Origin of the sequence: Actinopolymorpha cephalotaxi, from assembly GCF_013408535.1 — a bacterium.
GTDB lineage: Bacteria > Actinomycetota > Actinomycetes > Propionibacteriales > Actinopolymorphaceae > Actinopolymorpha > Actinopolymorpha cephalotaxi.
In genome coordinates, this window is the sequence record NZ_JACBZA010000001.1 from 6,561,994 (window position 1) to 6,585,317 (window position 23,324).

At 68.5% G+C, this 23,324-nt stretch carries 28 protein-coding genes; 13 read left to right on the top strand and 15 right to left on the bottom strand.

From position 1 onward, the window contains the following. Positions 1-232 precede the first annotated feature (232 nt). Positions 233-709 (bottom strand): response regulator, encoded by a 477-nt coding sequence (locus FHR37_RS29290; RefSeq protein WP_092883374.1) that lies wholly within the window; start codon positions 707-709, stop codon positions 233-235. Positions 710-1,323: 614 nt separating this feature from the next. Beyond that, positions 1,324-1,860 carry an RBBP9/YdeN family alpha/beta hydrolase gene (locus FHR37_RS29295; protein ID WP_092883373.1) on the bottom strand — a complete coding sequence of 179 codons (537 nt, stop codon included), beginning with the start codon at positions 1,858-1,860 and terminating at the stop codon, positions 1,324-1,326. A gap of 131 nt (positions 1,861-1,991) precedes the next feature. Between FHR37_RS29295 and FHR37_RS29300 the strand changes: the two genes are divergently transcribed. The 4 genes from FHR37_RS29300 (at position 1,992) to FHR37_RS29315 (ending at position 5,314) form a co-directional block, all read left to right on the top strand. Next, positions 1,992-2,543 (top strand): hypothetical protein, encoded by a 552-nt coding sequence (locus tag FHR37_RS29300; protein WP_139238933.1) that lies wholly within the window; start codon positions 1,992-1,994, stop codon positions 2,541-2,543. A gap of 105 nt (positions 2,544-2,648) precedes the next feature. After that, positions 2,649-3,215, top strand: coding sequence for a hypothetical protein (locus FHR37_RS29305; RefSeq protein WP_092883371.1), 567 nt, complete (start codon positions 2,649-2,651; stop codon positions 3,213-3,215). Positions 3,216-3,407: 192 nt separating this feature from the next. Next, positions 3,408-4,604, top strand: a complete 1,197-nt coding sequence (locus tag FHR37_RS29310; RefSeq protein ID WP_092883370.1) for an MFS transporter — start codon at positions 3,408-3,410, stop codon at positions 4,602-4,604. Positions 4,605-4,735: 131 nt separating this feature from the next. Next, positions 4,736-5,314 carry a dihydrofolate reductase family protein gene (locus FHR37_RS29315; RefSeq protein WP_092883369.1) on the top strand — a complete coding sequence of 193 codons (579 nt, stop codon included), beginning with the start codon at positions 4,736-4,738 and terminating at the stop codon, positions 5,312-5,314. A gap of 226 nt (positions 5,315-5,540) precedes the next feature. On the opposite strand, the gene FHR37_RS29320 is transcribed toward FHR37_RS29315, so the two are convergent. The 4 genes from FHR37_RS29320 to FHR37_RS29335 all read right to left on the bottom strand — a co-directional run bounded on the left by FHR37_RS29320 (position 5,541) and on the right by FHR37_RS29335 (position 9,343). Continuing rightward, positions 5,541-5,990: a VOC family protein gene (locus FHR37_RS29320; protein ID WP_092883368.1), complete on the bottom strand. Its 450-nt coding sequence runs from the start codon at positions 5,988-5,990 to the stop codon at positions 5,541-5,543. Positions 5,991-6,027: 37 nt separating this feature from the next. Then, entirely contained in the window at positions 6,028-7,416 is a 1,389-nt protein-coding gene (locus FHR37_RS29325) for a serine hydrolase (protein WP_092883367.1), read from the bottom strand. 89 nt (positions 7,417-7,505) lie between these two features. After that, positions 7,506-8,471, bottom strand: coding sequence for a sensor histidine kinase (locus tag FHR37_RS29330; protein ID WP_092883366.1), 966 nt, complete (start codon positions 8,469-8,471; stop codon positions 7,506-7,508). Continuing rightward, the gene (locus tag FHR37_RS29335; RefSeq protein ID WP_139238932.1) at positions 8,468-9,343 is read right to left on the bottom strand and encodes an MEDS domain-containing protein; all 876 of its coding nucleotides are present in this window, start codon (positions 9,341-9,343) and stop codon (positions 8,468-8,470) included. The genes FHR37_RS29330 and FHR37_RS29335 overlap by 4 nt, the downstream gene beginning before the upstream one ends. Before the next feature lie 134 nt (positions 9,344-9,477). Between FHR37_RS29335 and FHR37_RS29340 the strand changes: the two genes are divergently transcribed. After that, positions 9,478-9,993 carry a putative immunity protein gene (locus FHR37_RS29340; protein ID WP_092883364.1) on the top strand — a complete coding sequence of 172 codons (516 nt, stop codon included), beginning with the start codon at positions 9,478-9,480 and terminating at the stop codon, positions 9,991-9,993. 12 nt (positions 9,994-10,005) lie between these two features. Here FHR37_RS29340 and FHR37_RS29345 read toward each other — a convergent pair whose 3' ends face one another. Both FHR37_RS29345 and FHR37_RS29350 read right to left on the bottom strand, forming a co-directional pair. Then, positions 10,006-11,265 carry an RNA polymerase sigma factor gene (locus FHR37_RS29345; protein WP_092883363.1) on the bottom strand — a complete coding sequence of 420 codons (1,260 nt, stop codon included), beginning with the start codon at positions 11,263-11,265 and terminating at the stop codon, positions 10,006-10,008. Continuing rightward, on the bottom strand, positions 11,262-11,594 hold the full coding sequence (locus FHR37_RS29350; protein WP_092883519.1) for a YciI family protein: 333 nt from the start codon (positions 11,592-11,594) through the stop codon (positions 11,262-11,264). Before FHR37_RS29350 ends, FHR37_RS29345 begins: the two co-directional genes overlap by 4 nt. A 133-nt stretch (positions 11,595-11,727) precedes the next feature. Here FHR37_RS29350 and FHR37_RS29355 point away from each other — a divergent pair, with 133 nt between their 5' ends. Next, a complete protein-coding gene (locus tag FHR37_RS29355) occupies positions 11,728-12,528 on the top strand; it encodes a DUF899 family protein (protein ID WP_092883362.1) in 801 nt (266 codons plus the stop codon). A gap of 22 nt (positions 12,529-12,550) precedes the next feature. Here FHR37_RS29355 and FHR37_RS29360 read toward each other — a convergent pair whose 3' ends face one another. Next, entirely contained in the window at positions 12,551-13,687 is a 1,137-nt protein-coding gene (locus FHR37_RS29360; protein ID WP_237768767.1) for an endonuclease/exonuclease/phosphatase family protein, read from the bottom strand. A gap of 132 nt (positions 13,688-13,819) precedes the next feature. Between FHR37_RS29360 and FHR37_RS29365 the strand changes: the two genes are divergently transcribed. After that, on the top strand, positions 13,820-14,815 hold the full coding sequence (locus FHR37_RS29365; RefSeq protein ID WP_092883361.1) for an RNA polymerase subunit sigma-70: 996 nt from the start codon (positions 13,820-13,822) through the stop codon (positions 14,813-14,815). A 40-nt stretch (positions 14,816-14,855) separates the two neighbouring features. Then, positions 14,856-15,695, top strand: a complete 840-nt coding sequence (locus tag FHR37_RS29370) for an alpha/beta fold hydrolase (RefSeq protein WP_092883360.1) — start codon at positions 14,856-14,858, stop codon at positions 15,693-15,695. A gap of 76 nt (positions 15,696-15,771) precedes the next feature. Here the strand turns inward: FHR37_RS29370 and FHR37_RS29375 are convergent, their stop codons facing one another. Next, positions 15,772-16,299, bottom strand: coding sequence for a DinB family protein (locus tag FHR37_RS29375; RefSeq protein ID WP_092883359.1), 528 nt, complete (start codon positions 16,297-16,299; stop codon positions 15,772-15,774). Continuing rightward, positions 16,296-17,384 carry a phosphotransferase enzyme family protein gene (locus FHR37_RS29380; RefSeq protein WP_092883358.1) on the bottom strand — a complete coding sequence of 363 codons (1,089 nt, stop codon included), beginning with the start codon at positions 17,382-17,384 and terminating at the stop codon, positions 16,296-16,298. The genes FHR37_RS29375 and FHR37_RS29380 overlap by 4 nt, the downstream gene beginning before the upstream one ends. Positions 17,385-17,651: 267 nt before the next feature. Here FHR37_RS29380 and FHR37_RS29385 point away from each other — a divergent pair, with 267 nt between their 5' ends. Beyond that, positions 17,652-18,011, top strand: coding sequence for a VOC family protein (locus FHR37_RS29385; protein WP_092883357.1), 360 nt, complete (start codon positions 17,652-17,654; stop codon positions 18,009-18,011). Next, complete coding sequence (locus tag FHR37_RS29390; protein ID WP_202818079.1) at positions 18,008-19,051, top strand: XRE family transcriptional regulator; 1,044 nt, start codon at positions 18,008-18,010, stop codon at positions 19,049-19,051. The genes FHR37_RS29385 and FHR37_RS29390 overlap by 4 nt, the downstream gene beginning before the upstream one ends. A gap of 21 nt (positions 19,052-19,072) precedes the next feature. Here the strand turns inward: FHR37_RS29390 and FHR37_RS32195 are convergent, their stop codons facing one another. Next, on the bottom strand, positions 19,073-19,519 hold the full coding sequence (locus FHR37_RS32195; RefSeq protein ID WP_237768766.1) for a PPOX class F420-dependent oxidoreductase: 447 nt from the start codon (positions 19,517-19,519) through the stop codon (positions 19,073-19,075). A gap of 91 nt (positions 19,520-19,610) precedes the next feature. Here FHR37_RS32195 and FHR37_RS29400 point away from each other — a divergent pair, with 91 nt between their 5' ends. Next, positions 19,611-19,982, top strand: a complete 372-nt coding sequence (locus FHR37_RS29400) for an iron chaperone (protein WP_092883356.1) — start codon at positions 19,611-19,613, stop codon at positions 19,980-19,982. A 29-nt stretch (positions 19,983-20,011) separates the two neighbouring features. Here the strand turns inward: FHR37_RS29400 and FHR37_RS29405 are convergent, their stop codons facing one another. Continuing rightward, a complete protein-coding gene (locus tag FHR37_RS29405; protein ID WP_092883515.1) occupies positions 20,012-20,866 on the bottom strand; it encodes a 5'-3' exonuclease in 855 nt (284 codons plus the stop codon). A 186-nt stretch (positions 20,867-21,052) separates the two neighbouring features. Here FHR37_RS29405 and FHR37_RS29410 point away from each other — a divergent pair, with 186 nt between their 5' ends. Beyond that, positions 21,053-21,226 (top strand): hypothetical protein, encoded by a 174-nt coding sequence (locus tag FHR37_RS29410; protein ID WP_175542501.1) that lies wholly within the window; start codon positions 21,053-21,055, stop codon positions 21,224-21,226. Between the two features lie 35 nt (positions 21,227-21,261). Beyond that, complete coding sequence (locus FHR37_RS29415; RefSeq protein ID WP_202884576.1) at positions 21,262-22,044, top strand: HAD family hydrolase; 783 nt, start codon at positions 21,262-21,264, stop codon at positions 22,042-22,044. A gap of 10 nt (positions 22,045-22,054) precedes the next feature. Here FHR37_RS29415 and FHR37_RS29420 read toward each other — a convergent pair whose 3' ends face one another. After that, positions 22,055-22,444 (bottom strand): VOC family protein, encoded by a 390-nt coding sequence (locus tag FHR37_RS29420; protein WP_092883354.1) that lies wholly within the window; start codon positions 22,442-22,444, stop codon positions 22,055-22,057. 7 nt (positions 22,445-22,451) lie between these two features. Beyond that, a complete protein-coding gene (locus tag FHR37_RS29425; RefSeq protein ID WP_092883353.1) occupies positions 22,452-23,255 on the bottom strand; it encodes an arsenate reductase/protein-tyrosine-phosphatase family protein in 804 nt (267 codons plus the stop codon). Positions 23,256-23,324 lie beyond the last annotated feature (69 nt).

Below are 23,324 nucleotides of genomic sequence, written 5' to 3' on the forward strand. Positions count from 1 at the left end.
CGGGCGGACAGAATGACGGCGTCCGAGCTTCAAATGGCGCCTTCGGCGTCACTTCGTGATCGGCTCCGCCGACCATGCCAACCTTTCAGGCGACGCTGTGGCCAAGCAGGCTGGCACGCTCCTCGGCTTGGCTCTGGGCAGGTGCCAACGGCGGAGGAGGTCGGCGCGTGACCTCGCAAAGGTCCCCCTACGGCGCTACCGGAACAGTCGCCGGAATCGCCGCGGTCGTCACTCATTCTGAACTGAGCCCCAAGACCGGATCGATAACTGTGCCGTCCTGACATATCCGATCCAGTGCTTCGAGGAATTCTGATAGGCCGGTGACGCGGTTTTTCAGCAGGTATCCGATTCCGCGCCCTTCCGCCAGAAGGTCGCGGGCATGCTCGATTTCGACGTACGCCGACAAGACCAGAATGGCGATATGAGGAAATTCCGTACGGATGGTGTGGGCCGCCGCTAGTCCTTCTGTAGTGTTGCTGGGCGGCATCCGAATGTCGACGATGACCAGATCGGGCACGGACTCGCGCACCTCGGCGATCAGCTGCTCGGCATCGGCGGCAAGCCCGACGATATCGAACCCGGACCGGAGGAGCACGGTCGCGATTCCCTCGCGTACCACGAGATCGTCATCGGCTATCACCACACGGCCACCGGCCGCCGGAGGAGACCTTTGCTCCGGGACCTCGAACAGCTTGAGGGAGCCGCTCATGAGTCCAGCCTAACCGTGGCGGGAGTATCCGGCAGTAACCAACTGCCCCCGCCTATCAGTCTGACCACGCGTCGCCGACGACATGCAAGGAGGTCTACGAGCACAACACGTCCAATCAAGCACTTGCCATGACACTTTTCGCATTCGGCCTTATCTAATACTTCGACGATTTTAGCGTCGTACATTTCGATTGCCGAGATGATAGGGACTAGGGCTGGGTCCTACTTGGGCCATCATTCTCTGCCGCCTTCGTCAGCACAACCATTTGCGTGCTGTTGGTGCCGACGTTGCATGACGGGACTGACCCAAAAACCGCACCTGTCGGCACGCGTTCAGCGCCCTTGCATCGGCGCGGCGGCTCCTCAGAGATCTTGAGCCCCCGGGTGGCGACGGCTCGCACGCTACTGCACACGCATCAACGACTCGCGACACTAGGTCGGGGCCTGCACTACTCCTGAGCGATCGAGGGGGTTCGCGGGATGGATTCGACCACTCGAGCAAGTTGCTCCGCGGCCAGAGGCTCGTCGACGGCGAGACACCATTGCCATGTCGTCGGACCACGACCTGAACACCTGGCTCAAAGCCGACATGCTGGCAACGCGGTCGTCGTGGGCTCAGTCGATCAGCTTGTCCAGGAGCTCGAACGTGGGATACGGCTGGTCGTAGTCGCCGAAGTGCCCGTCGTCGCGGATGATCTGGGTGCCACCGAGTCGTTCGAACATGGCCCGTCCCTGCCGCTCGTCGCAGCCGTACGGATCACTGCGGGAGTTGATGAAGTACAGGTCGCGGACGTGGGACTTGATGGCGGCCCAGTCGTACTCGGCCTGCAGGACGGGTTCGTCGCTGGTGTTCGGCTGGGTGGAGTACCCGGCGACGAGGATGGCCTGGGCCACGGGAACGTCGATGTGCTCCAGGATCGCCAGGAGCAGGGCGGCGCCGCCGGAATGACCGACGAGCACGGTGTGCTCGTCGAAGGTGTGGTTGGCGAGCACCTTCGGCAGGAAGCTGTCGATGGGCTCGACGTTGAGGTCGGGATAGTGAGGGCTCTCGACGGCGTAACCGCGGCCTGCCAGCCGGTCGCGCAACCACGGGAGCCACACAACCTCGGGGTTCGCGCCGGTGCCGTGGAAGATGATGGCCGTTCGGTTCACGGGTGGTTCCTTTCGTCAGGGTGAGGCGGCCGCACTGTCGCGGGCTTCGAACGAGACGTCGGAGCCGAACGCCAGATCTCGACAGATCAGCAGGCTTCCACATCCAGGGGTTCGACCCGACAATCGAAGACGTGGCGGGAGCGTCGGAGCGAGGGCGTCGCAAGTACGGGGCCGCGCGGGTCGATGCGGTGGCCGTGGCTCTGTTCGGTTGGGTCTTCGCCCCCCTCTTCGCCGTTGTCGGTCTCGTCACCGGGGTCCTGGACATGGGGCCCGAGTGGGAGGCCGCGCAGGGCGGTGGCAACCACGGCACGTTGACGGTGTCGGAACGGGTGTGCGGGGAAGGTGTCTGCGGAGCGGCCGGACTGTTTCGCTCCGACGATGGTTCCGTCCGCATCGAGGACGCCTACCTGGATGAGCCACCGCGGGGCTTCGCCGTGGGCGATCGAGTCCGGGCGACCTACACGGGAGGTCGACCTTTTCCGGTCGTCTTCCCCGAGGAAGGTTCAAGAAACTGGTTTGTGACGGGTCTCTTCCTGGTCGTGTCGGTCGTTCTCGCCGTCGGATGGGTGACGGCGGTCGTCATGCGGGTGACTCGGCGAGGGTACTGGCGAGTCGAGAGTCCACAGAATTTTCGTACGGCTGACGTCGGCTCGTCGATCGATTCGCCGCCCGGACGCCCGTGAAGGTCGCTATCTTCGGGACACCATTCGAGGGCCTTCCCGGGAGCGGCTGTGACGTCAGAGCCTGCAGTGCGCCGGAACAGACCACGAAGGCGTACAACCCGGGCTGTGCGCTGGGCCGTTCTGGTCGTGGCGGCCGTCGTCGCGGTGTGGGTGGCGTACTCCTCCTTGTACTCGCCGCTGTCCACGGGGAGCTTCTCGGCTCCGGAGACGCGTTCGGTCAAGGCGTTGACCGATGGGGTGGCGCCCACCCGCTACATCGTGGACGCCGCGGCCGGTCAGCAGGGCCGGATCGCCTACGACGTGGGGAACGATGGCAGGTTCCCCGTTCGCGTCGACGGCCTGGCGTCCGACCACCCGTACGGGATCACGGCTGTGGGCTGGGTGCCGCCTGCGGGAAACGGCGGCCTGTTCGGCGGTCATGCGAGCGACGTACGGGATTTCCCCGTCACGATCAAACCCGGTGAGTGGGTCGTGCTCTGGGTGACAGTCACCAAGCCGCGTTGCCAGGAAGGACAGAACTCCGGCATCGAGGAGATCCCGCTGAGGTGGTCGGCACTCGGACGGCACCACGTCTACAAGCTTCGCCTCAGCGACTCCGCCGGGGGCGTCCGCGAGATAGCGCTCTGCCATCCGTCCGACGCGCTCAGGCATCTGGAGTTCCCCGAGAGCTGAGTCGACCGGCCGAGCCGACTGTCACCGCCCCGGAGCCGATGGGCCCAACCGGGAAGCATACGCTGCGGATTTCCGGGGTACGCGCGTTCGAGGCTTGATCACCGGCCGTCCGTCGGCGCCCTGGTCTCGCTTGGCACGGCCGCGACCTGATCAGTCTGTGTGCCGGCGATTCACGCTCGGCGAGGAGAGTTCATGGTTGACACGGCGACGGCGAGTCGCGGCACGACGGGCCTGGGCCCGGCCCGGCTCGGGCTGGTGGTGCTGGCCCTGGCGGTGTTCGGCGCGGTGACGACGGAGATGTTGCCGGTCGGACTGCTCCCGGCGATCAGCCGCCAACTGGGGCTGACCGCCTCGGTGACCGGGCTACTGGTCAGCCTGTACGCCGTCATGGTGATGCTGCTGTCCGTACCCCTCACGCTCGCCACGCGGCGCATCCCCGGCAAGGTCCTCCTGCTGTCGACGATCGGCTCGTACGCGGTGAGCAGCCTGATCTGCGCCCTCGCACCGAACGCCGGGCTGCTGGCCGCGGGCCGTGCTCTCGGCGGCCTGACGCACGCGATCTTCTTCTCGGTCTGCATCGGCTACGCGTCACGCCTGGTCCCGGCGTCGCAGACAGGCAGGGCCCTCGCGCTGGTGTCGTCCGGGGTGGCGGCCGGGCTGATCCTGGGCGCGCCGCTGGCGACCGCGCTCGGCAACGCGGTGGGCTGGCGGGCCGGGTTCGGCGCACTCGTCGTGCTGATGATCGCCGTACTGATCCTGATGGCGTTCACGCTGCCGGCGGCGGACACCACAGACGTGGCCGCCACACCGGTCCGCACGGGACGTCGGTGGGACGCCGTTCCTGTCCTGGCGGCGAACGCCCTTGCCTACTTCGGGCAGTACGCCGTCTACACCTATGTGGCCGTACTCCTGCTCCGGTCCGGTGCGACCCCAAGCTGGATCGCACCGATCCTCTTCCTCTTCGGAGGATTCGGGCTCCTGGGGATCTGGCGAGCCGCGCACTCACTCGACCACCGGCCACGCCGGACCGCCCTGGTCGTCCTGCTCGTCAGCGGAGCCGGGATGATCGCGGTCAGCGCGGGCTTCCCGTCGCTGCTGCTCGTGGTCGTCTTCGGTGTCGTCTGGAACGCGGCCTTCGGGCCGGCGCCCTCGCTGTTCCAGAGTGCCGCGATCCGAAGCGACGCCACGTCCCCGGAGATCTCCGGCGCCTGGCTGAACGCGAGCGCCAACGTCGGGATCGCCGGTGGCGCCGCGTTCGGCGGCCTCCTCCTCAGCGCGTACGGCATTCGCACGCTGGCCTGGGCCGGCTCGATCCCGATCCTGCTGGCGGCGGTCATGGTCCTCGTCGGCCGCAAAGGCTTTCCGAGCACGGGCACGGCTACTTCCTGACGAGTTGCCGGCCGCTGTCGCCACTCCTTGGCTCGTCGATCTTCAACAGGCCGAACTCGTCCCGGCGCGATGAGTTTCACCGTCGAGTCCGGTCTGCACCCAGTAGGCCAACCGCACTGGAGGAGATCGACATGACTGCCACGTACACGTTCGACGTCTTCACTAGTCTGGACGGCTTCGGCACCGCCACCGCCAACTGGTCCGGCTACTGGGGCAAGCAGGGACCTGAGCTGCTCGACCACCGCCTCGCCGCGTACAGCGGGGAGCAGCGGATGGTCTTCGGGGCCAACACATACAGGGCGTTCGCGCAGCTCCTGGCGTCGAGTACGGAGGACTCCGACGTCCGCGACCCGTGGGTGACCAGGATGAGGAACCTTCCGGCCACGGTGATGTCGACCACCCTGGACGGCCCGCTGGACTGGCCGGACGCGACTCTGGTGAAGGGCGACGCCGTCGATGTCGTCGCGCGGCTCAAGGAGGAGTCCGACGTACCGTTGCGCTCGCACGGCAGTCTGTCGATGAACCGGGCACTGATGGCCGCCGGCCTGGTCGACCGGGTTCAGGTGACGCTCTTCCCCGTGATCACCGGGCAGACCGGATCGGACGCCATCTTCGAGGGGGCGGCCGACTTCGACCTGGAGCTGTTGGAGAGCAGGGTTCTCGACGGCCGTACGCACGAACTCGTCTACCGGCCCACCCTGCACGGTTGAGTCGCCGACGACCCCTTCACGCGAGGCGCGACGCTTGCTTCGCCGTCAACTCCAGGTTGCTGCGGTAGCCCGCCCACCACGCCGGGTCGCGCTGCGTCAAGCTGTCGTTGCCCTCGCGCCTTTCGACGAGCTGGGAAGACTTATGGGCCTATGACACCCAAAAGTCTTCCCAGCTCACGAACTCGACCACCACGAACATGGTCAGCCGCGGCTGAGCGGGGGAGGTTCACGTGATGCAGAACTCGTTTCCTTCGACGTCCTGCATGACGATGGCCCCCTCGATCGGGCGCGTGACCACTTTCGCGCCGGCCGCGACGAGTCGCTCCGCTTCGGCGTCCTGGCGTGCGCGTACCTGATCGGCCGGCAGCCCCTTGGAAGCCTTGATGTCCAGGTGCAAGCGGTTCTTGACAACCTTGTCTTCGGGTACGGCGATGAAGAAGATGTCGGGACGGTTGCCTTCAGTGTCGATGATCGTCCGCACGGCGTAGCGCTGGTCCTCGGGCACGCCGTGGGCGTCGGCCCAGGCATCCCAAGTGGCGAAGCCCTCCGGCGGGCTACCGGCCGGCTGGTCCGGCGGGCTGCCGGGGTAGTTGTAGCCGTCGAGCGCGGTCAGCCAGAACCGCGACACCTTGTCGACGTCGTGGGAGTCGAAGACGATGTGGAGGTCGTACGCCATGGCGGGTCAATCTTCCTTCGCTGTCGATGAAACCAGGTCAGGCCGAGGGCTCCGCGGCCCGCGGCACCAGCCGGCCGACGTGCTTGACCGCGACGACGGCGTCCGCCTCGCGGACGAACTCGCCTTGCAGGCCTGCGAACGGGCCACCGACGACCAGGAACCGTTCACCGGGCAGCAGCCTCGACGGGAACTCCAGCGTCTCCGCGACTCCGTCGTCGGTCAGCGTGCCGTGGATGAGCAGGCCCGTTCCGTCGACAACGACCCGCAGATCGAGGCCTTCGGTGCGGTAGTCACCGGCGTACGGAGCCAGATCGTCGGGGCTGAGCGAGAGCGGCTCGGGTGGACGCTCGACCAGCCCGAGCCGGGACTCCAGGGCCTCGCGCACGATCCGTTCCGCCAGCTCACGGCCGGACGGGGTGGCGTTCGTGAGTACGACGATCGCGAAGTCGTGCTCGGGCACGACGGTGACCGTCGAGTGCTGGCCTGACACGTCGCCGTGGTGCTCGATCAGCCGTACGCCGTCGATCTCGCGGAGCAGCCACGCGATCCCGACCCGGACGCCCGGCCACAGCTCGTGGCTCGTCGTCGGCGTGTGCATCGCCCGCAACCGTTGCTCCGACAGCACCCGGGTGCCGTCCGGCGAACGGCCGTCGCCCAACTGGAATCGTGCCCAGGTGAGCTGGTCGCCGAGGCTGGAGGCGAGCCGGGCCCCGGCCGGGAGATAGCCGCGCGGGTCGCTCCACGGCCGGCTCATCGACAGCACGCCGTCGGCCGACCCCGCCGAGTCGGTCGTACTCGCCGCGCGATGGCCGGCCGCGTACGGCCGCGTCATGATCTCGTTCAGCGACGTGAGCGTCTGGCGCATCCCGAGCGGGTCGAGGACCAGCCGGGCCAGTGCCCGTTCGAAGGTCTCGCCGGTCACCTTCTCCACCACGCGGCCGGCGAGCACGAAGGCCGCGTTGTTGTACGACGCGGCGGTCCCCGGGGCGAACTGCTGCGGCAGGTCCGCGAGCAGTGCGACGGAGCGTTCCAGCGCGTCGTCACCCTCGCCGGTGTCGGTCCAGACGTCGCCGCCGTCCCAGCCCGCGGTGTGGTTGAGCAACTGGCCGACGGTCAGCGTCTCGGCAGCGTCGCCGTCCAGCAACCGCAGCTCGGGAAGATAGCGGCGCACCGGCTGGTCGAGGTCGATCCGCCCCTGGTCGACCAGGACCATGATCGCCGTGGCGGTGAACGTCTTGGCCGTCGAGCCGATCTGGAACAACGTCGCCTCGTCGACCGGCCGGCCGTACTCGATGCTGGTGACGCCGTAGGTGACGGTCTCGCGCTTCCCGCCGTGATCGACACCCACCGCCACGCCGGGAACGCCGAGCTCCCGGGCGGCTTCCGCCACGTCGTCGGGTCGCAGGACAGTCGGCTGATCGTGCATGCCGAGACCCTACGGCAGGATGCGGACTCCACGTAAGGACGAAATTCTGGTCCCTCGGCCGGCGCCGAACCCCGGCCCCAGCGGCTTGTCTACCGGCCGACCGGTGCGGGGTCCCGTCCGGCACGCAGCCGGACCGAGAAGCCGTCCGCTGTGTAGATGAGGGCCGCGTCGATGTCGAGCAGGTGGGCGACCCACAGGCCGAGGCCGGTGCCGAACGTCGCACTCGACCGGGGCACGAGCCCGGCGAGCGGGTCGGCCGGTCCGTGGCCTCCATCCTGTATGTCGGCCACCAGCCGGTCGCCGGTCGCCCAGATGCGGACGATCGTGGGCGGTACGCCGTGCAGGCGTGCGTTGGTGACGGCCTCGGAGATGCCGAACAGCAGGTCGCCGAGGGTGTGGTCGCCGACCACGCCGCGGCCGGAGCGCTCCAGTGCGTGCCGGGCCTCGGCCGCGGAGGGGTTGACGAGTTCGACGTCGGGCGTCGTGGCCTCGAGCGGGTCGGCGGACACGGGAACGCGCGCCTTCCCGGTGCGCCCTTCGTAGCGGCTGTTCGTGGTGTGCGTGTTGTCGGCGGTGAGGATCCGCGGATGTGTCCGCTCCACGACGTCGCGCACCGGTCCGGGAATCGTCGCCGCGTCGTACAGGCAGAGGCTGTCCACGGGACACTCGTCCCACACGGTGTTGAGGGCGGACTCGTAGCGGTCCCATCCCTCGAAGCGACCGCCGTTGCCCGCGTGCGGCACGTCTCCGGCGAGCCGGACCCGTCGTGCCCCGGCCGCGACGTGACGTTCGAAAAGTCGCTGCCAGGCCGAGATGGCCCGGGCGGGTGTGGCGTACATGCTCCCGCCCTTGATGAACGTGACCGTGGACGGATCGTCGAGCCAGGACCGGAGCAAGTCGGACTTGCGCTCGTCGTAGCAGATGACGACCGGCTCGCCAGCGGCGATGCCCTCCTCGACGAACGGCATGATCAGCGCGCGGAACTCCGCGTCGGACGCGTAGAAACCGGCCTCGTGGAAGTAGCCGGTGAAGCCGTCCAGCACCTCGGCGCTCATGAGGGTGTCTCCGCCAGGACGAGGTTGGGCAGTTCGTCCCAGCCCGCCAGGTGGAACACGATGCACTGGGCGGGTTGCAACTCCTGCAGTACGAGACGTCTGCCGTGCTGGGTGAGCTGATCCGACAGCAGCGCCAGCATGCGGGCCCCCGCGACGTCGATGAACCGCAACTCGGCGAGGTTCAAGAGGACGTCGTCCTCGGTGCCTGACGCCGCCCGATGGATCCAGCTGAGCCAGGCCGTCACCTGCGCGATGTCCAGTTCGCCGACCATGCGGAAGCCCGGTGGCCGGAACATCCGGAAGATCGACAGCCGCCCGTCCTGGTAGAGAGGGTTCGGGACCACAGTGTGGGTGTGCAAGGACTCGACCTCGGCGATCTCGGCTGGGGTGAAGACGCGGCGGTCGTACTGACACAGGGCCAGCACCGGCCGGTCGGTGAAGTCGTCCGCGGCCTTGTGTTCGTACTCGGGCCATCTGTCCGCGCCCGGCCGGCCACGAAGGACACTGGGTTCTCCGGTGACCCGCAGACCCTGGTAACCGGCGGCGAATGCCTTGTCGGCCGTCTGCCTCAACTGCTCGACCATCGCGTCGGGATCGAATGGCCTGGTTGCGAGGAATGCTTCCTGCGGAGCCATCACCCGGAGCTGGCCGCTGGCCGCGAACCGGTCCGGCTCGACTCCGCTGTCGCGGAGGAAGTCCAACACCGTCACAGGGTCCGAGGCGGCGAAATAGGTGACCTGCTCGTGGTGTGCAAGCCCGTTGCGGACATAGGAAGTGACTACGTCGCGCTGCTCAGCGTCGGCGTCGAAGCTGAGGCAGTAGTGGTCGCCGGCCCGCATCTGGCCGACCGTTTGCTGGGCGACATCCGTCACGGCGGTTTCCTCAGCGGCCAACACTACGCCGCGCAACCGAAACCAAGAAGCTCTCGTTCGGTGAGCATCGGTCGCAAAATAAGGAGTATGCGAGGATTCACCGTCCTGAAGCCGTACGAGAGGAGTGAACGGCCATGATCCTCCCGAAGGTTCGGGACCACCGATTCGTGACGATCCGCCGTGGTGGAACCCTCACCGACCCCGACCACCAGCTCCTCGCTCTGTGGGCGGCGTCGTGCGCGGAGCACGTCCTCGATCTCTTCGAATCGGTACGCCCGGAGGACCCACGACCGCGCCAGGCTATCGAGCATGCACGTGCCTGGGTACGTGGTGAGGTGAAGATGATGCAGGCCCGTGCGGCCGGCGGCCATGCGATGGGTGCTGCCAGAGACCTGCGAGGCGCTGCCCGGCATGCCGCCTATGCCGCGGGACAGGCCGGGGTCGTCGCGCACGTGGCCGCGCACGAACTCGGCGCCGCCGCCTACGCGATCAAGGCCGTGCGGGCCGCCGCACCCGAAGGCGAGGGCGAGGCCGCGGGGCGACGCGAGTGCCGATGGCAGCGCGACCAGCTACCGGAGGCGATCCGCGCGCTAGTGCTCGACGACCAGCGGTTGCGCAACGACATCTGCTGGTCGGTGTTCGACTGCTGACGTACGCCGTTCTCAGAGCTCGTCAAGCCGCGCTTGCAGGTAGTCGCGCTCGGTGTCGGTGGAGGCGAGTGCGATCGCCTCGCGGTAGGCCTCGGCGGCGCGGTCGACGTCGCCCGTACGCCGCAACAGGTCGGCGCGCGTCGCGGGCAGCAGGTGATAGTCGGCGAGCTCCCCTGAGGCGGTCAGCTCGTCCACCAGCGCGAGGCCCGCGGCCGGTCCGTCGGCCATCGCCACGGCCACCGCGCGGTTGAGCCGGACGACCGGCGACGGTGTGTGGGCGAGCAGTTCGTCGTAGAGCGCCGCGATCCGTGCCCAGTCGGTGGTCTCGACGCTTTCGGCAACGGCATGACAGGCCGCGATCGCCGCCTGCAGTTGGTACGGCCCGGGCTCGGCGGGCAGCAGCCGTACGCCCTCGGCGATCCTGGCGTGGTCCCAGCGGGTACGGTCCTGCCGGTCCAGCGTGACCAGCTCGCCGTCGGCGCCGACCCGGGTCGCGCGCCGGGCGTCGTGCAGCAACATCAGCGCCAGCAGGCTCCGCGCCTCCGGGTCGGGCAGCAGCCGTACCAGCAGCCGGGCCAGCCGGATCGCCTCGGCGCTGAGGTTCGCCCGGATCAGGTCGGCGCCGGCCGTCGCGGCGTACCCCTCGTTGAACAGCAGGTAGAGAACGCCGAGAACGGACGAGAGCCGCTCCGGCAGCAGCTGAGCAGGCGGGACGCGGTAGGGGATGCCGGCCTCGCGGATCTTCTTCTTGGCCCGGGTCAGCCGCTGGTACATCGTCGGCTCGGGTACGAGGAAGGCGCGGGCGATCTCCGCCGTGGTGAGGCCCGTGAGGGTCCGCAGGGTGAGCGCGATCCGCCCCTCGAACGGCAGCGCGGGATGGCAGCAGGTGAAGATCAGCCGAAGCCGGTCGTCGCGTACCTCGTCCGGCTCGGCCGCGTCCTCGCCGTCGCGGGTGAGCAGCGCGAGCTCGCGCAACTTGGCGTTGCCGGTGGCCTCCCGGCGGATCCGGTCGGTCGCGCGGTTGCGTGCGGTGGTGGTGAGCCAGGCGCCGGGGCTGCGCGGGATGCCGTCGCGTCGCCAGCGTTCCAGCGCGGCGGCGAACGCGTCCGCGGCGCTGTCCTCGGCGAGGTCCCAGTCGCCGGTGAGACGGATCAGGGTGGCGACGACCTGGCCCCATTCGGTGGTGAACGCCGAGGAGACGGCCGCCTCGACGTCGTCGCCCGGCACTTCGTTCGGCTCCCTGATCCGGTCCCTGCCCGGGTCCCGGCTCATTCCCAGACCGGCCGGACCTCGACCGTGCCGAACGCCGCGAACGGGTGCCCGGCCGCGATCTCGATCGCCTCGTCCAGGTGCGCGCACTCGACCACGAGGAACCCGCCGATCAGGTCCTTGGTCTCGGCGTACGGGCCGTCGGACACCAGCGTCTCGCCGTCACGGACGCGCACCTTCGTGGTGGCCGTCGGCCGCAGCCGGGCACCACCCCTGAAGACGCCGCGGGCGACGAGATCGTCCATCCAGGCCTTGTGGTCCGGCCAGGTGTCGATCTCCTCCGGGGGCTCCGAGTGCTCCTCGCCGTGCCAGATCATCAACGCGTACTTCACGGCTGTCACCTCCCTCAGAGCCCGACAATAGGGCCTGTCCTGGACCCGGCTCGGAAATTGTTGCGCCGCCATGTCGAATCGCGGCGGGTGCCGTTCGTCGGTGGGTAGGTCCACAGCCGACGGAGGAGAGATCATGACCACCACCCCGAAGGAAACTCCCGAAACCACCGAAAGCGCCCGGCCGCGCGTCGTCGACCGGGCCACGTACCAGGCCGAACGGGAAGCCCTGCTGGTCCGAGAGAAGGCACATACCCACGAAGGGGACGCGCTCGCGGCGGACCGCCGACGGCTGCCGATGGTGGAGGTCGACCCGACGATCACGGTGGTCGGGGAGCAGGGCCCGGTCAGCCTGCTGGAGGTGTTCGAGGGGCGCGAGCAGCTGATCGCGTACTTCCACATGTGGCACCACGGCCACTCCGCCGCCGGCCAGTGTGAGGGGTGCACGTTCTTCAACGGCCAGGTCCGCGAACTGGCGTACCTGCACTCGCGCGACGTCACCTACGCCACGCTGTGCCAGGGTCCGTACGACGTGAGCGTGCGGTACCGCGACTTCATGGGCTGGGGCGTGCCGTGGTACTCCGCCCGCGACTCGCTCGACGTCCTGCTCGGTGACCGGCCCCGCTCGCCCGCCCCGATGGTCTGCTACCTGCGGCAAGGGTCCCGGGTCTTCGAGACCTACTGGACGACCGGCCGTGGCCTGGAGGCGATGGACAACACGTACGGCCTGCTGGACCTCACCGTCCACGGCCGGCGGGAGGGGTGGCAGGACACGCCGGACGGCTGGCCGGACCCGCGCTGGGCGAAGGGCGCCGACCCGTTCCGTACGAACGGACGGCCGATCGCGCAGTGGCCCCGCATTCAGGCCGGCCGCTCCGACGACCTCGGAGAGAGTGGCAACGACGGCGCCGCTGCCGGAGACTCCTGCTGCCACTGACGGGACGTCCGGCTCGACGTCCTCAGCGGCGCGCGGGAGGCCCGGCCAGTCGGTAGGTCGCGAGCACCGCCTTGTGGTCGCTCGGCCAGTGCTCGGGGATCGGCAGGAAGTGGTCGTCGGTGTCCTCGACGACGCGCTCGCTGCGGACGATCGTCGACCGCGGCCCGACGATGCCCGCACCGACCAGCCGCACCCCGGGCTCGGGCCGGTGGAAGACGAAGTCGATCCGGTCGCGCTCGTCGGCCTCGGGCGCCCAGGTCAGGTCGCCGACAGCCTTGTCGGGGTTGTCCGACGGCCAGGTGAAACCGGGATGCGTGACCGGGTTGGGATATTCGCTGCGGTAAGCATCGACGTACCCCGCGTCCCGGAGAAGAGCGGTCGTCTGCCACGGGATCGTGAGTCCATGGTGGTCGAACAGCGAACCCGTCGCCGCGGTCCAGTCGTACACCGACGGCTCGTTGAAGTCGCCGCCGAGGAACACCGCCCGCCGCTTCGCGCGCTCTCCGGCCGCGTCCGCGACGATCGTGCCGATGACGTCGGGCCGGCCGGAGTCCGCGTTGACCTTGAGGACCTTGTCCACGTCGAGGACGGGACCGCCGGGCAGCTTGTTCCAGTCGTACTTCGCGAACTCGCTGGGCTCGTCGACGCCGCCGCCGTAGCCGCGGGGGAGGTAGGTCGCGTAGTTGCGGTAGTACAGGTGTGCCGCGTACGTCGTCACCTCCCGGCCGTGGACGTCGAGGACGGCCTTCTTGGCGTACGGAAAATCGGCCTGGTCGATGATCGGGAAGGCCGAGACGATGCCGGCGTCGTCGGAGGAGGCCGCGTAGTAGGGCTTGCCGGGCGTCGACAGCGCCTTCGCGATCGGGTTCGCCGCCGCGCCGGCCTCCGACAGCAGGATCACGTTGGCGTCGGACATCCGGATCGTCTCGACCACGTGGTCGAGGCCGTCGGGGACGGCGGTGCCCTCCAGCCAGATGTTGAACGTGAGGATCTTCAGCGTGGTCGGTGCACCGACGGACTCGCGCGGTTTTGCCGACTGAGCCGGCTTTGCCGACTGGGCCGGCTGGGCGAGTGCGGCGGACGCGACGACGGCGGAGGGCAACGTGGCGACGGCCATCAGCACCGCGAGCCGACGAGAGAGGCGTACGAACCAGCGCAACGGAATCTCCCAGGGGGTCCGGATGGGTAGCGACGCAGACCGTCAGCGTAGTGGGTTCCGCCCGGTGATGAGTTGTCCCGCCCGCGCCCGTCACACCTACGACGGGACCAGGCGAGAGGGAAGGATGGCGTGATGGGTGCGGACGCGCGGCTGGAGGTGCAGGGCGTGGGCGATGTGGGCGAGATGGACGAGCCGGCCTTCTCGGGGCTGGCGGAGCGACACCGGCGGGAGCTGCACGTGCACTGCTACCGGATGCTCGGGTCGTTCGAGGACGCCGAGGACGCCGTGCAGGAGACGTTCCTCCGCGCCTGGCGGCGGCGAGAGACCTTCGAGGGACGGTCGACCTTCCGGGCCTGGCTGTACCGGATCGCCACCAACGCCTGCCTGGACCTGCTCGCCAAGGTCCGCCCGGAGCCCGCGACCGGCGGGGAGGTGCTGTGGCTGCAGCCCTACCCGGACCGGTTGCTCGACGAGCCGACCGCGGGCGACGCGGACGAGCCGGAGACCGTCGCCGTCGCGTGGGAGACGATCGAGCTGGCGTACGTGGTCGCGGTCCAGCACCTCGCGCCGCGCCCGCGGGCCGTGCTGGTCCTGCGGGACGTCCTCGGCTGGCCGGCGAAGGACGTCGCGGAGGCCCTCGGGGATTCGGTCAACTCCGTGAACAGCGCGCTCCAGCGGGCCCGCGCGGGCATGCGGGAACACCTGCCCGCCGAGCGTCAGGACTGGTCCGGCGGCGCCGACGCCGGGACCCGCGACCTGGTACGCCGCTTCACCGACGCCAGCGTGGCCACGGACATCGATGCGATCGCGGCCATGTTGCGCGACGACGTCCGCACCTCGATGCCGCCCACGCCGGGCCTGCTCGTCGGCCGCGACGCGGTGGTGGCGGACTGGACCGAGAGCGGCTTCCCGGACCTCCGCGGCCTGCGCGCCGTCCCCACGTCGGTGAACCGGCAGGCCGCCATCGCCTTCTACCTCTGGCAGGAGAAGGAGGGCGCCTACCTGCCGCTGACGATCGACGTCCTGCGTATCGCCGACGGGAAGATCGCCGAGATCATCACGTTCCACGCCGACCAGTTCCCGCGCCTCGGGCTGCCCGAGCGCCTGCCGGCCGACGGCACGGAGTGATCCAGCGCGAAGTCTTCGCCTGGCTGGCTACTCTTCCGGCATGCAGCCCTCGCGCAGTGGACAGCTTCCGATCAACGGCCTTCAGCTGTACTACGAAGTGCACGGTGAGCCTGCCGCCTCGGACACGGTGCCGTTGCTGCTGATACCCGGGGCCTTCATGGCCACCGACACGATGAGGCAGTGGGTCGCCGCGTTCGCGACCAGGCGTCCGGTCATCGTCTTCGACCAGCAAGGACACGGCCGTACGCCGGACACGCCGCGTGCGATGTCGTACGAACAGTTCGGCGACGACGCCTCGGCCTTGCTGCAGGCGTTGGAGATCGAGCGTGCCGACGTGATGGGGTACTCACAGGGAGGGGGAGTCGCGTTGCAGCTCGCCCTGCGTCACCCGCGGCTGGTCGGCAAGCTCGTCACGCTGTCCGCCACCTACCGCCAGGACGGCTGGTACCCGTCGGCTCTGCACGTGATCGAGGGCCTCACCGCTGACCTGTTCAAGGACACGCCCGTCGGTGAGGCCTTCCGTCAGCACACGCCCGATCCGCCTGCGTTCGACGCCTGGGTGGAGAAGATGAGAGTGCTGAACTTCGAGGACCAGCACATCACCGACGAGCAACTGCGGTCGATCCGGGCCCAGACGATGGTCATCATCGGCGACGCGGACGGGGTGCGTCCCGAGCATGCCGTGGAGATGTTCAAGCTGCGCGGTGGCTGTGACGAGGAAGCGGCGGCGACGGGGATGATCACTGAGCTTCCCCGGGCCAGACTCGTCATTCTTCCCGCGACCTCTCACGTCTCGATCTCGGGAACTGTGCAGGTGCTCGAACCGATGGTCACCGCGTTCCTGGATGACGTACCACCAGCCAACCCTTCACTCTGGTGATTCTGGACCCGCCCGGCTACCCGTGGTTGGTCGACAACATCGCGTCAATGGCACCTTGCCTGCCCGCAGTGAACGGCTATTCGCCCGTGGCGCCGTCGATGCGTTCGCGGAGCAGGTCCGCGTGGCCGTTGTGGCGCGCGTACTCCTCGATCATGTGCAGGTAGATCCACCGCAGCTTGTAGTCCTCGCCGGGGCTGGCCTCGTCGAGACCGAGCCCTGCTACGGCCGCGCGCGACCGGGCGACACTCGCCTGGTAGCTGGCCAGGTCGTCGTGGGCACGTGCGACGTCGATGTCCCCGAAGCCGTCGGACGCACCCGGCACGTAGTTCCAGAAGAACTGGTGATCCGGCCGGCCGTCGTACGCATGGAACCACGCCTCCACGCCGGACAGGTGCCGAACAAGGCCGAGCAGCGAAAGGGACGACGGCGGCACCGACCGCAGGGCGAGCTGTTCCGGTGTGAGCCCACCACACTTCAGCAGCAACGTGGTGCGCTGGAACTCCAGGCGGTCGTCGAGCGCGGCACGCTCGTCGGCCGGGTTGATCGGCGGCTCGGGTCGCTCGGGCGTGGTCCAGGTCCCGAGACCGGTCTCCGTATCGTTCACGAGGTCCTCCTTGCAAGGGCGGCACGCCAGCCGGGCAGGTCACGCGCGATCCGTAGCGTACGACGGACCTCGCCGACCATGACGTCCACGAGACTCTTCGCCCGCTTCTCGTCGAGCTTGCTCACGTGCCCGAATCCCCACAGCTGCTGGCGTGCGAGCGCTGCCGGGACGGCCGCTCGTTCCTCTGGCGTCAGCGGATGGTCGAGTCCGCGGTCGTAGTGGTCGACAAGCCCACGTAGCAAGGGGATCTGATCGACCTCGACCGGCAGGATCGTCTGGTCCGTGAAGAAGAGCGTCAGCGCGAGATCGTCGACACGTGGTCGGTGGCCGAGGAAGTCGAGGTCCAGCACGGCGGCCACCCGCCCCGAACGGAACAGCACGTTGTTGTCCCAGAAGTCACCGTGCACCAACTGCCGATGCGTCGGTGGGGCAGCGGCTTCGGCGGTCACGACGAACTCGGCGATCTCTTCCGCCTCCTCGCACATGCGCGCCACGTCGGCACTGATGTCGTCCCACGAACGGATGCGCGCAATCCCACGGGCCGCCACCGCACGAGCGTCAGCGGCCTCGACCGCGTTCGCGAACCCGGGGTACCGCGTCACGGGCGCGGCGTCGACACCATCCAGGACGGAGTGGATCCGGCCGAGCGTCGGCATGCCGGCGTTCAGGTGCGTCCAGGTGTCCATCTCCGCGTCGTGTTCGACGTACTCCTCGACCTCGACCAGACGTCCTCCGAGCGACGTCCAGGGCCGACCGTTCGCGGTGGGAAGTAGGCGTGGGGTGGGGACGCCCGCCTCCCGCAGCAGGCCGCGGATCCGTTGGAGGTCGGTCAGTCTGACCGAGTCGACCCAGGGCAGGTACACGCGAACCACCACGGGGCGCCCGGCGCGTCCGGCAAGCAGGTTGAGGTTCGAACTGCCACCGAGGTCACGGATGCCGAGTTCTTCCGGTGTGCCGGACACATCGCCCAGCGGGGGTTGGCCATCCAGGTCGTACGCCATCCAGACCGCGCGCAGCAGCTCACCGGTCGGGGTCGCCCGCTCCCCGCGTTCGACTGCCACGTCGACATCGACAGCGCCGTCCACCTGATCCCATCCTCTGCTCAGCCGGTCGCGCCGAGGCTACGGGCAAGTTCACCGCCTGGCGAGCGGATTTCACGGCGCCTCAAGGACGGAGACCCCTACCGCGGGCCGCTTCCTCGCAGCCCGTCGACGGCTTCGCGGAGCATTACGGCCCGCGGCCGCACGGGGTCGCGGTCGCCCTCCCGGATTGTTGCGCGTGCTGCGCTGGATCGGCGGGCCGGTACGGAACAGAATGACCTCGGCGTACCGCTGCTGAGAAAGGAGCCTCTCATGCAGGTCACCGGCATCAGGGCCAACCTGTCGGTCCCGGACATCGGCAAGGCCCGCGACTTCTACACCGACTACCTCGGGCTGAGCGTCGAGGCGTTCAACCTGGGCTGGGTCGCCAACTTCCAGTCACCGGACGGCGAGGCCGTCGTCCAGCTCGTCACCCGTGACGCCACCGCCCCGATCGACTCGGTGATCTCGGCCGCGGTCGGCGACGACATCGAGGCGGCGTACGAAGACGCGCAACGGCGTGGCTACGAGATCGTCTATCCGCTCACCACCGAGCCCTGGGGTATCCGGCGGTTCTTCGTCCGCGCACCCGACGGCAACGTGATCAACGTCAACAGCCACACGGACGAGTGAACGCCTCGGTGGGTGATTTGCTGGCCATTGCGCGTAGGGCGCGTTCGCTGACCCAGGCGCAGCTGGGCGAGATGGTGAACGTCAGTCAGGTGGCGATCAACCGTTACGAGGCGGGGGAGCGCCAGCCCGATGCCGCCACGGTGGCCGCTCTTGCCGGAGCTTTGGGGGTGACCGAGGAACTTCTGCGGCACGGTGACCGGTTCCGGGGTGCGCTCGGGGTCGAGGCACACATGCGCCGGCAGAAGTCGACGAAGACGTCGCAGTGGCGCAGAGTCGAGGCACTCCTCAACCTGACTCGGGTGCACGCCTCGTTTCTCTTCGAGGATGTGTCGATCGACGCCGAACACCGGTTGCCGACGTTCGATCCGGAGTACACCCGCCCGGAGGATGCCGCCCGCATGGTGTGCGCCCAGTGGCGGCTGCCGATGGGGCCGGTGACGAACCTGACCCGCTGGCTGGAATCAGCCGGGTGCCTGGTGGTTGAGAAGGACTTCGGTACGCAGCGCATTGACGGCGCCTCGCAGTGGGTGAGTGATCATCCCGTGATCCTCGTCAACCAGTCCGCACCCACCGATCGCAAGCGGCTCACCCTCGCCCACGAACTCGGACACCTTGCCTTGCACACCGACGATCCGCACGAGGAGATGGAAGCCCAGGCCAACGCGTTCGCCGCTGAATTCCTCATGCCCGAGGGTGAGATCCGACCGGAGGTACGCCACCTCGAACTCGGTACGCTGGTCGATCTCAAACGGGAGTGGGGCGTCTCGATGCAGGCGCTCCTGGAACGCGCCTACCGGATGGGCCAGGTCTCCGCAGCCCAGCGCGCTTCCATCCTCAAGGCACTCAACGCCCGCGGTTGGAAGACGCAGGAGCCGGGCAGTTCGAGTCTGCCGGCGGAGCATCCCCAACTCCAGAAGCACATCGGCGAGGCCCTTACAGCCAAGGGCCTTTCGGATGTTGAGATCGCGAGACTGGCGGGCTACGCGAACCCGGGTGACTGCCTCTTCCGTCCTTCCGGGTCACACCTTCGCGCCGTATAGGCGTGCCAGGCGTACCCCACCTCAGTGTGAGGCCGACGCCCACGGGCCGACGCCGCCGATACGGCCGACGGCATAGCGCAGGATGTAGCCGGGTGCCCTGGGCGCGGGAAACTCCGCCTCGGGAGCCATGTAGACCTTGGCGAGGCGGTTCAGCAGGTCCCACGCCTCTTCGGTCGGCTCGACGGTGGCCCGTGCACGCAGGACGGCGTACGGATTGAGGAAGACACCAGGTTTCCTCGGTGCGTCGAACGACAACACGACGCGCGGGTCGCGTTCGACGTTGCGCAGCTTCGCCCCACGCCTCATGTGACCGCTGACGATCTCGTCGCCGTCCAGGCCGATCCAGATGACGGAGACCTGCGGGCTTCCGTCGGGGTTGATGGTGCTCAGGTGGGCCATCGGCCCGGACTCGATGAGCTCGCGTAGCTCGTCCGGTAGTTCGCGTACTGGTTCAGTTCTCGTGCTCACGTCGTTCACCGTACCCAGATTCGACGGGCTGACCAGGGTCCATGCGCCCTGTCGGCTCTTCGTAGTCGGTGCGGCGTGCCAGACTGCCGCAATGGGCAGACCGCAAACGATCGACGAGTACGTCGCAGGCTTCACCGGGCAGGGGCGCGAACTGCTCCGGGAGTTGTGCGTTCTGGCCGGTGAAGCGGTTCCCGAGGCGGACGAGGCGATCAAGTGGGGGTCGCCGGCCTGGGTCCACCCGTCCGGGACGATCCTCTTCATCGTCAACGGGTACACCAAGCACGCGAACGTCGTCTTCACGCCCAGCACGCGGGAGGCGTTCGACGCGGACCTCGAAGGGTTCGACACGGGGAAGGGTTCGGTCAAACTCCCGTACGGCGAGCCCGTTCCGAGTGACCTGCTGCGCCGGATGATCGATTTCCGCGTACGTGAACACGAAGTCGACGGGGTGCAGTGGATGTGACCGGCCACGGAAGGACCGCATCCTCCGGCTCACCACAGGTCGAGCAGGTCCAGAACCCTCGGCGCAGCAGGCAGTTCCGCAGTCGGTGAACGAACGACCAGCCCGGCCGGCACCGGGTGGTCTGCCCGCATCCGGATCAGCTCCTTCCACCGCACGACGTCGGCCAGCGAGTCGCGGACCCGTTCGCCCACCCGGCCGGCGAGCCGGCCCGAGCCCGGCAGCTCCTCGACCGTCAGACCGCCGGCGAGCAGGCGGGCGGCGGTGATCGGGCCGACGCCGCGAACGCCCCGGATCCCGTCGGACGGATCGCCCACCAGGCTGGTCCGGTCGCACCACTGTGCGGGGGTGACGCCGAAGCGGGCCTCGATGTCGAGGGCGTCGACGACGCGCTGTCCCGGCCGCCGGAGGGTGTTGAGGATTCGGGTCCGTTCGTCCAGCAGCTGGTGGAAGTCGCGGTCGGCGGACATGATCCAGACGTCCCGCTCCGGCGCGTGGCTCCGGCACTGGCGGACCATACTGGCGATGATGTCGTCCGCCTCGGCGGTGTCGACGCAGATGTGCCGTACGCCCAACGCGTCAAGCCCGCGTACGACGTCCGCGAGAGCCCGGATCGGCGCCATCGCCACGTTGTCGGTCGGCCGGTGTGCCTTGTAGGAGGGGTCGACCAGCGTGCGTTCGTCCCAGGCGTTCTCGCCGTCGAAGACGACCACGACCTCAGGCGGCGCGGGCAGTTCGCGGATCGCCACCCTCAGCAGGGCGAAGAAGCCGAAGACTCCGGTGACGTCCCGGGTCTTGTCACGACTGCGGATCCGTGCGGGAAAACCGAACCATGCCCGCCACAGCAGGTTGTGGCCGTCGACGAGGAGAAGCGGAGCGGCTGACATCCGGGCACCCACCAGCGTCGCGCTCGGTTGGCCGCTGAGCGCACGGCGGGTCGGCGTACGGATGCCGAGGGTCTGTCTCGCGGGACAGCATAGACGGACTGATCGACGCGTACGGACGGACACGATCGGGTCACCGATCCGGCGCAGCCATTGCCGGCGTACGAAACGATCCGCACACTCGCGCCCATGGGATGGATCGTGTTGGTCGTCATCGCCTTGGTGGTGCTCCTCGGAGTGACCTACCGGTTCAAGGGCCAGGAAGTCATTCAGCGCGCGAAGAAGTCGCGGGTCCTGGGCGGCAGCAAGGGCAACGAGAACTCCACGCCCCCCGACCACGCCGACATGTCAGGATGGGGCTGATCTCGACTCGCCACACGTGAGGGGCGCCTGCCGCAATGCCCAGCGACCAGCCGACGTCCCCCATGCCCGCCGAACCGGCGCCCGTCCGCGGTGTCCTGTTCGACATCGACGACACCCTCTTCGACTACTCGTCCTCGGAGAGGTCCGGCCTGCTCGCGCATCTGGCCGCCCTCGGCCTCCTGGATCACGGCGCCGAGCACGAGGAACTCGTGGCCGTCTGGCGGCGGTTCGTGGACGAGGAACACGAGCGCTTCCTGGCGGGTGAACAGACCTTCACCGATCAGCAGCTCTCCCGGACCAGGCGGTTTCTCGCCCACCTAGGGCGGCTGCCGGACGGCGGGATCTCCGACTCGGAGGCGGCCGCGTGGTTCGCGGGCTACGTGTCCCATCGGAACGCGAGCTGGGCAGCGTTCCCGGACGCCGCACCGCTGCTGGAACTCCTCGCGGCCGACTACCGCCTCGGCGTGATCTCGAACTCCTCACGCGAGCACCAACTGCACAAGCTGGAACACATCGGCCTGCTGACGTACTTCGGCGACGCGATCGTCTGCTCGGAGTCGCACGGCGCGGCGAAACCTCACCCGAGCATCTTCCGGGCCGGTTGCGCGCTGCTCGATCTGCCGCCTCACGAGGTCGCCTACGTGGGCGACAAGTACGCCGTGGACGCGGTGGGAGCGCGTGATGCCGGCCTGCGTGCGTACTGGCTGGACCGTACGGGCGCGAGCGCGGACGTCGCGAGCGAGTACGACATCCAGGTGATCACCTCACTGGCAGAGCTCCCGGCGTTGCTGCGGCTCCCAGCAGTCGATCGCGGCTGAAGCCGTCCGGTCAGCTGCGGGCGGCGGGGGCGAACAACTCGACGAGGTTGCCGGAGGGGTCCGCCAGGAGGATCTGCCGCCCACCAGGGCCGGACACCAGGTCGCTGCGGAAGGTCAACCCGGCCGCGCGTAGTCGCTCGATCTCGGCGTCCAGGTCGCCGACGATGAGATGAATCCGGTTGCGGCCGGGTTCCTTGGCATCCGGCGGAGTGGCGCGGGCGCCGGAGCTCTGCGCTCCGGACAGCAGCAGTCGCAGGGGGCCGCGGGTCACGTCGGCGAAGGCGGGCACGTGCGCGGTGTTCACCGTGAACCCAAGGTGGGTGGTGTAGAAGTCGATGGCGGCCTGCACGTCGTCGACGATGTAGCGGACGCTGACGAGGTTGTCGGCGGTCTCGGTCATGAAAGGATCACTCCTTCGGTGGCGTTGTCGGTGTCGTTGTCGGTGTCGTTGGGATGCCCAGGTGGCTGACAAGGAACGCGATACGGGTGTGAAGGTCGGCCGCGACGCGCCGGAAGGCGGGATAACCACCCTCGGAGGCGGGATCGGCGATGCTCCAGTGGCTGGTCTCGGGGCCCCCGGGGAACTCCGGGCAGATCTCACGAAGCTTGTCGCACAACGTGATGACGTGGTGGAACCGTTGCCCGGCGAACTCGTCGAGGTGCTTGCTCCGCCGGCCGGAAAGATCGATGCCGTACGCCCGCATGGCGCGTACGGCATCGGGGTGAATGGCCTTGGGATGGCTGCCCGCGCTGGCGACCCCGGCGTGCTCACCGGCCGCCTGTGCGAGCAGGGCCTCGGCCATCTGGGAACGCGCGCTGTTCCCCGTGCAGAGGAACAGCACCCGGGCCTTCCGGGCCTTGCGGTGGCGTCGCTGGTGCCCCGTCAAGGCCGGCTTGACGTTGGCGATCAGCCCGGGATGAAGGGCCGTCCCCGTCGAGGCGAGCAACTCGCCGCACCTTACGAGGTCCGTGTGGTAGTAGCTGTCGCGCTGGTCGGCGGAGCTGCGCCGCATCGAGACGAGTCCGGCGGAGCGCAGACGTCCGAGATGGTACGAGACCGTGTTCTGGGGTTGGTCGATCGCGGCGACGAGCTCCCCGACTCGTAGATCACTTCGCGCCAGCTCGGTGAGCAGCCGCCAGCGCACGGGGTTCCCCGCCAGTTGGAGGAAGGCCGGCGGGGAGACGTCCGCACGCCTCTGGGCAACAGTCACGCGCTCACCATATACATCAATCCAGTTCGATGTATATGGTGAGGACCAAGCCTTTGCGACGGACGGAAT

Excerpts from the sequence above, each read along its gene's own strand:
- FHR37_RS29420 (WP_092883354.1), bottom strand. The coding sequence starts at position 22,444 with ATGACCGAGACCGCCGACAACCTCGTCAGCGTCCGCTACATCGTCGAC.
- FHR37_RS29340 (WP_092883364.1), top strand. The coding sequence starts at position 9,478 with ATGATCCTCCCGAAGGTTCGGGACCACCGATTCGTGACGATCCGCCGT.
- FHR37_RS29410 (WP_175542501.1), top strand. The coding sequence starts at position 21,053 with ATGGGATGGATCGTGTTGGTCGTCATCGCCTTGGTGGTGCTCCTCGGA.
- FHR37_RS29400 (WP_092883356.1), top strand. The coding sequence starts at position 19,611 with ATGGGCAGACCGCAAACGATCGACGAGTACGTCGCAGGCTTCACCGGG.
- FHR37_RS29370 (WP_092883360.1), top strand. The coding sequence starts at position 14,856 with ATGCAGCCCTCGCGCAGTGGACAGCTTCCGATCAACGGCCTTCAGCTG.
- FHR37_RS29320 (WP_092883368.1), bottom strand. The coding sequence starts at position 5,990 with ATGGCGTACGACCTCCACATCGTCTTCGACTCCCACGACGTCGACAAG.
- FHR37_RS29405 (WP_092883515.1), bottom strand. The coding sequence starts at position 20,866 with ATGTCAGCCGCTCCGCTTCTCCTCGTCGACGGCCACAACCTGCTGTGG.
- FHR37_RS29330 (WP_092883366.1), bottom strand. The coding sequence starts at position 8,471 with ATGAGCGCCGAGGTGCTGGACGGCTTCACCGGCTACTTCCACGAGGCC.
- FHR37_RS29315 (WP_092883369.1), top strand. The coding sequence starts at position 4,736 with ATGACTGCCACGTACACGTTCGACGTCTTCACTAGTCTGGACGGCTTC.
- FHR37_RS29345 (WP_092883363.1), bottom strand. The coding sequence starts at position 11,265 with ATGAGCCGGGACCCGGGCAGGGACCGGATCAGGGAGCCGAACGAAGTG.
- FHR37_RS29290 (WP_092883374.1), bottom strand. The coding sequence starts at position 709 with ATGAGCGGCTCCCTCAAGCTGTTCGAGGTCCCGGAGCAAAGGTCTCCT.
- FHR37_RS29415 (WP_202884576.1), top strand. The coding sequence starts at position 21,262 with ATGCCCAGCGACCAGCCGACGTCCCCCATGCCCGCCGAACCGGCGCCC.
- FHR37_RS29365 (WP_092883361.1), top strand. The coding sequence starts at position 13,820 with ATGGGTGCGGACGCGCGGCTGGAGGTGCAGGGCGTGGGCGATGTGGGC.
- FHR37_RS29385 (WP_092883357.1), top strand. The coding sequence starts at position 17,652 with ATGCAGGTCACCGGCATCAGGGCCAACCTGTCGGTCCCGGACATCGGC.
- FHR37_RS29310 (WP_092883370.1), top strand. The coding sequence starts at position 3,408 with ATGGTTGACACGGCGACGGCGAGTCGCGGCACGACGGGCCTGGGCCCG.
- FHR37_RS29325 (WP_092883367.1), bottom strand. The coding sequence starts at position 7,416 with ATGCACGATCAGCCGACTGTCCTGCGACCCGACGACGTGGCGGAAGCC.
- FHR37_RS29355 (WP_092883362.1), top strand. The coding sequence starts at position 11,728 with ATGACCACCACCCCGAAGGAAACTCCCGAAACCACCGAAAGCGCCCGG.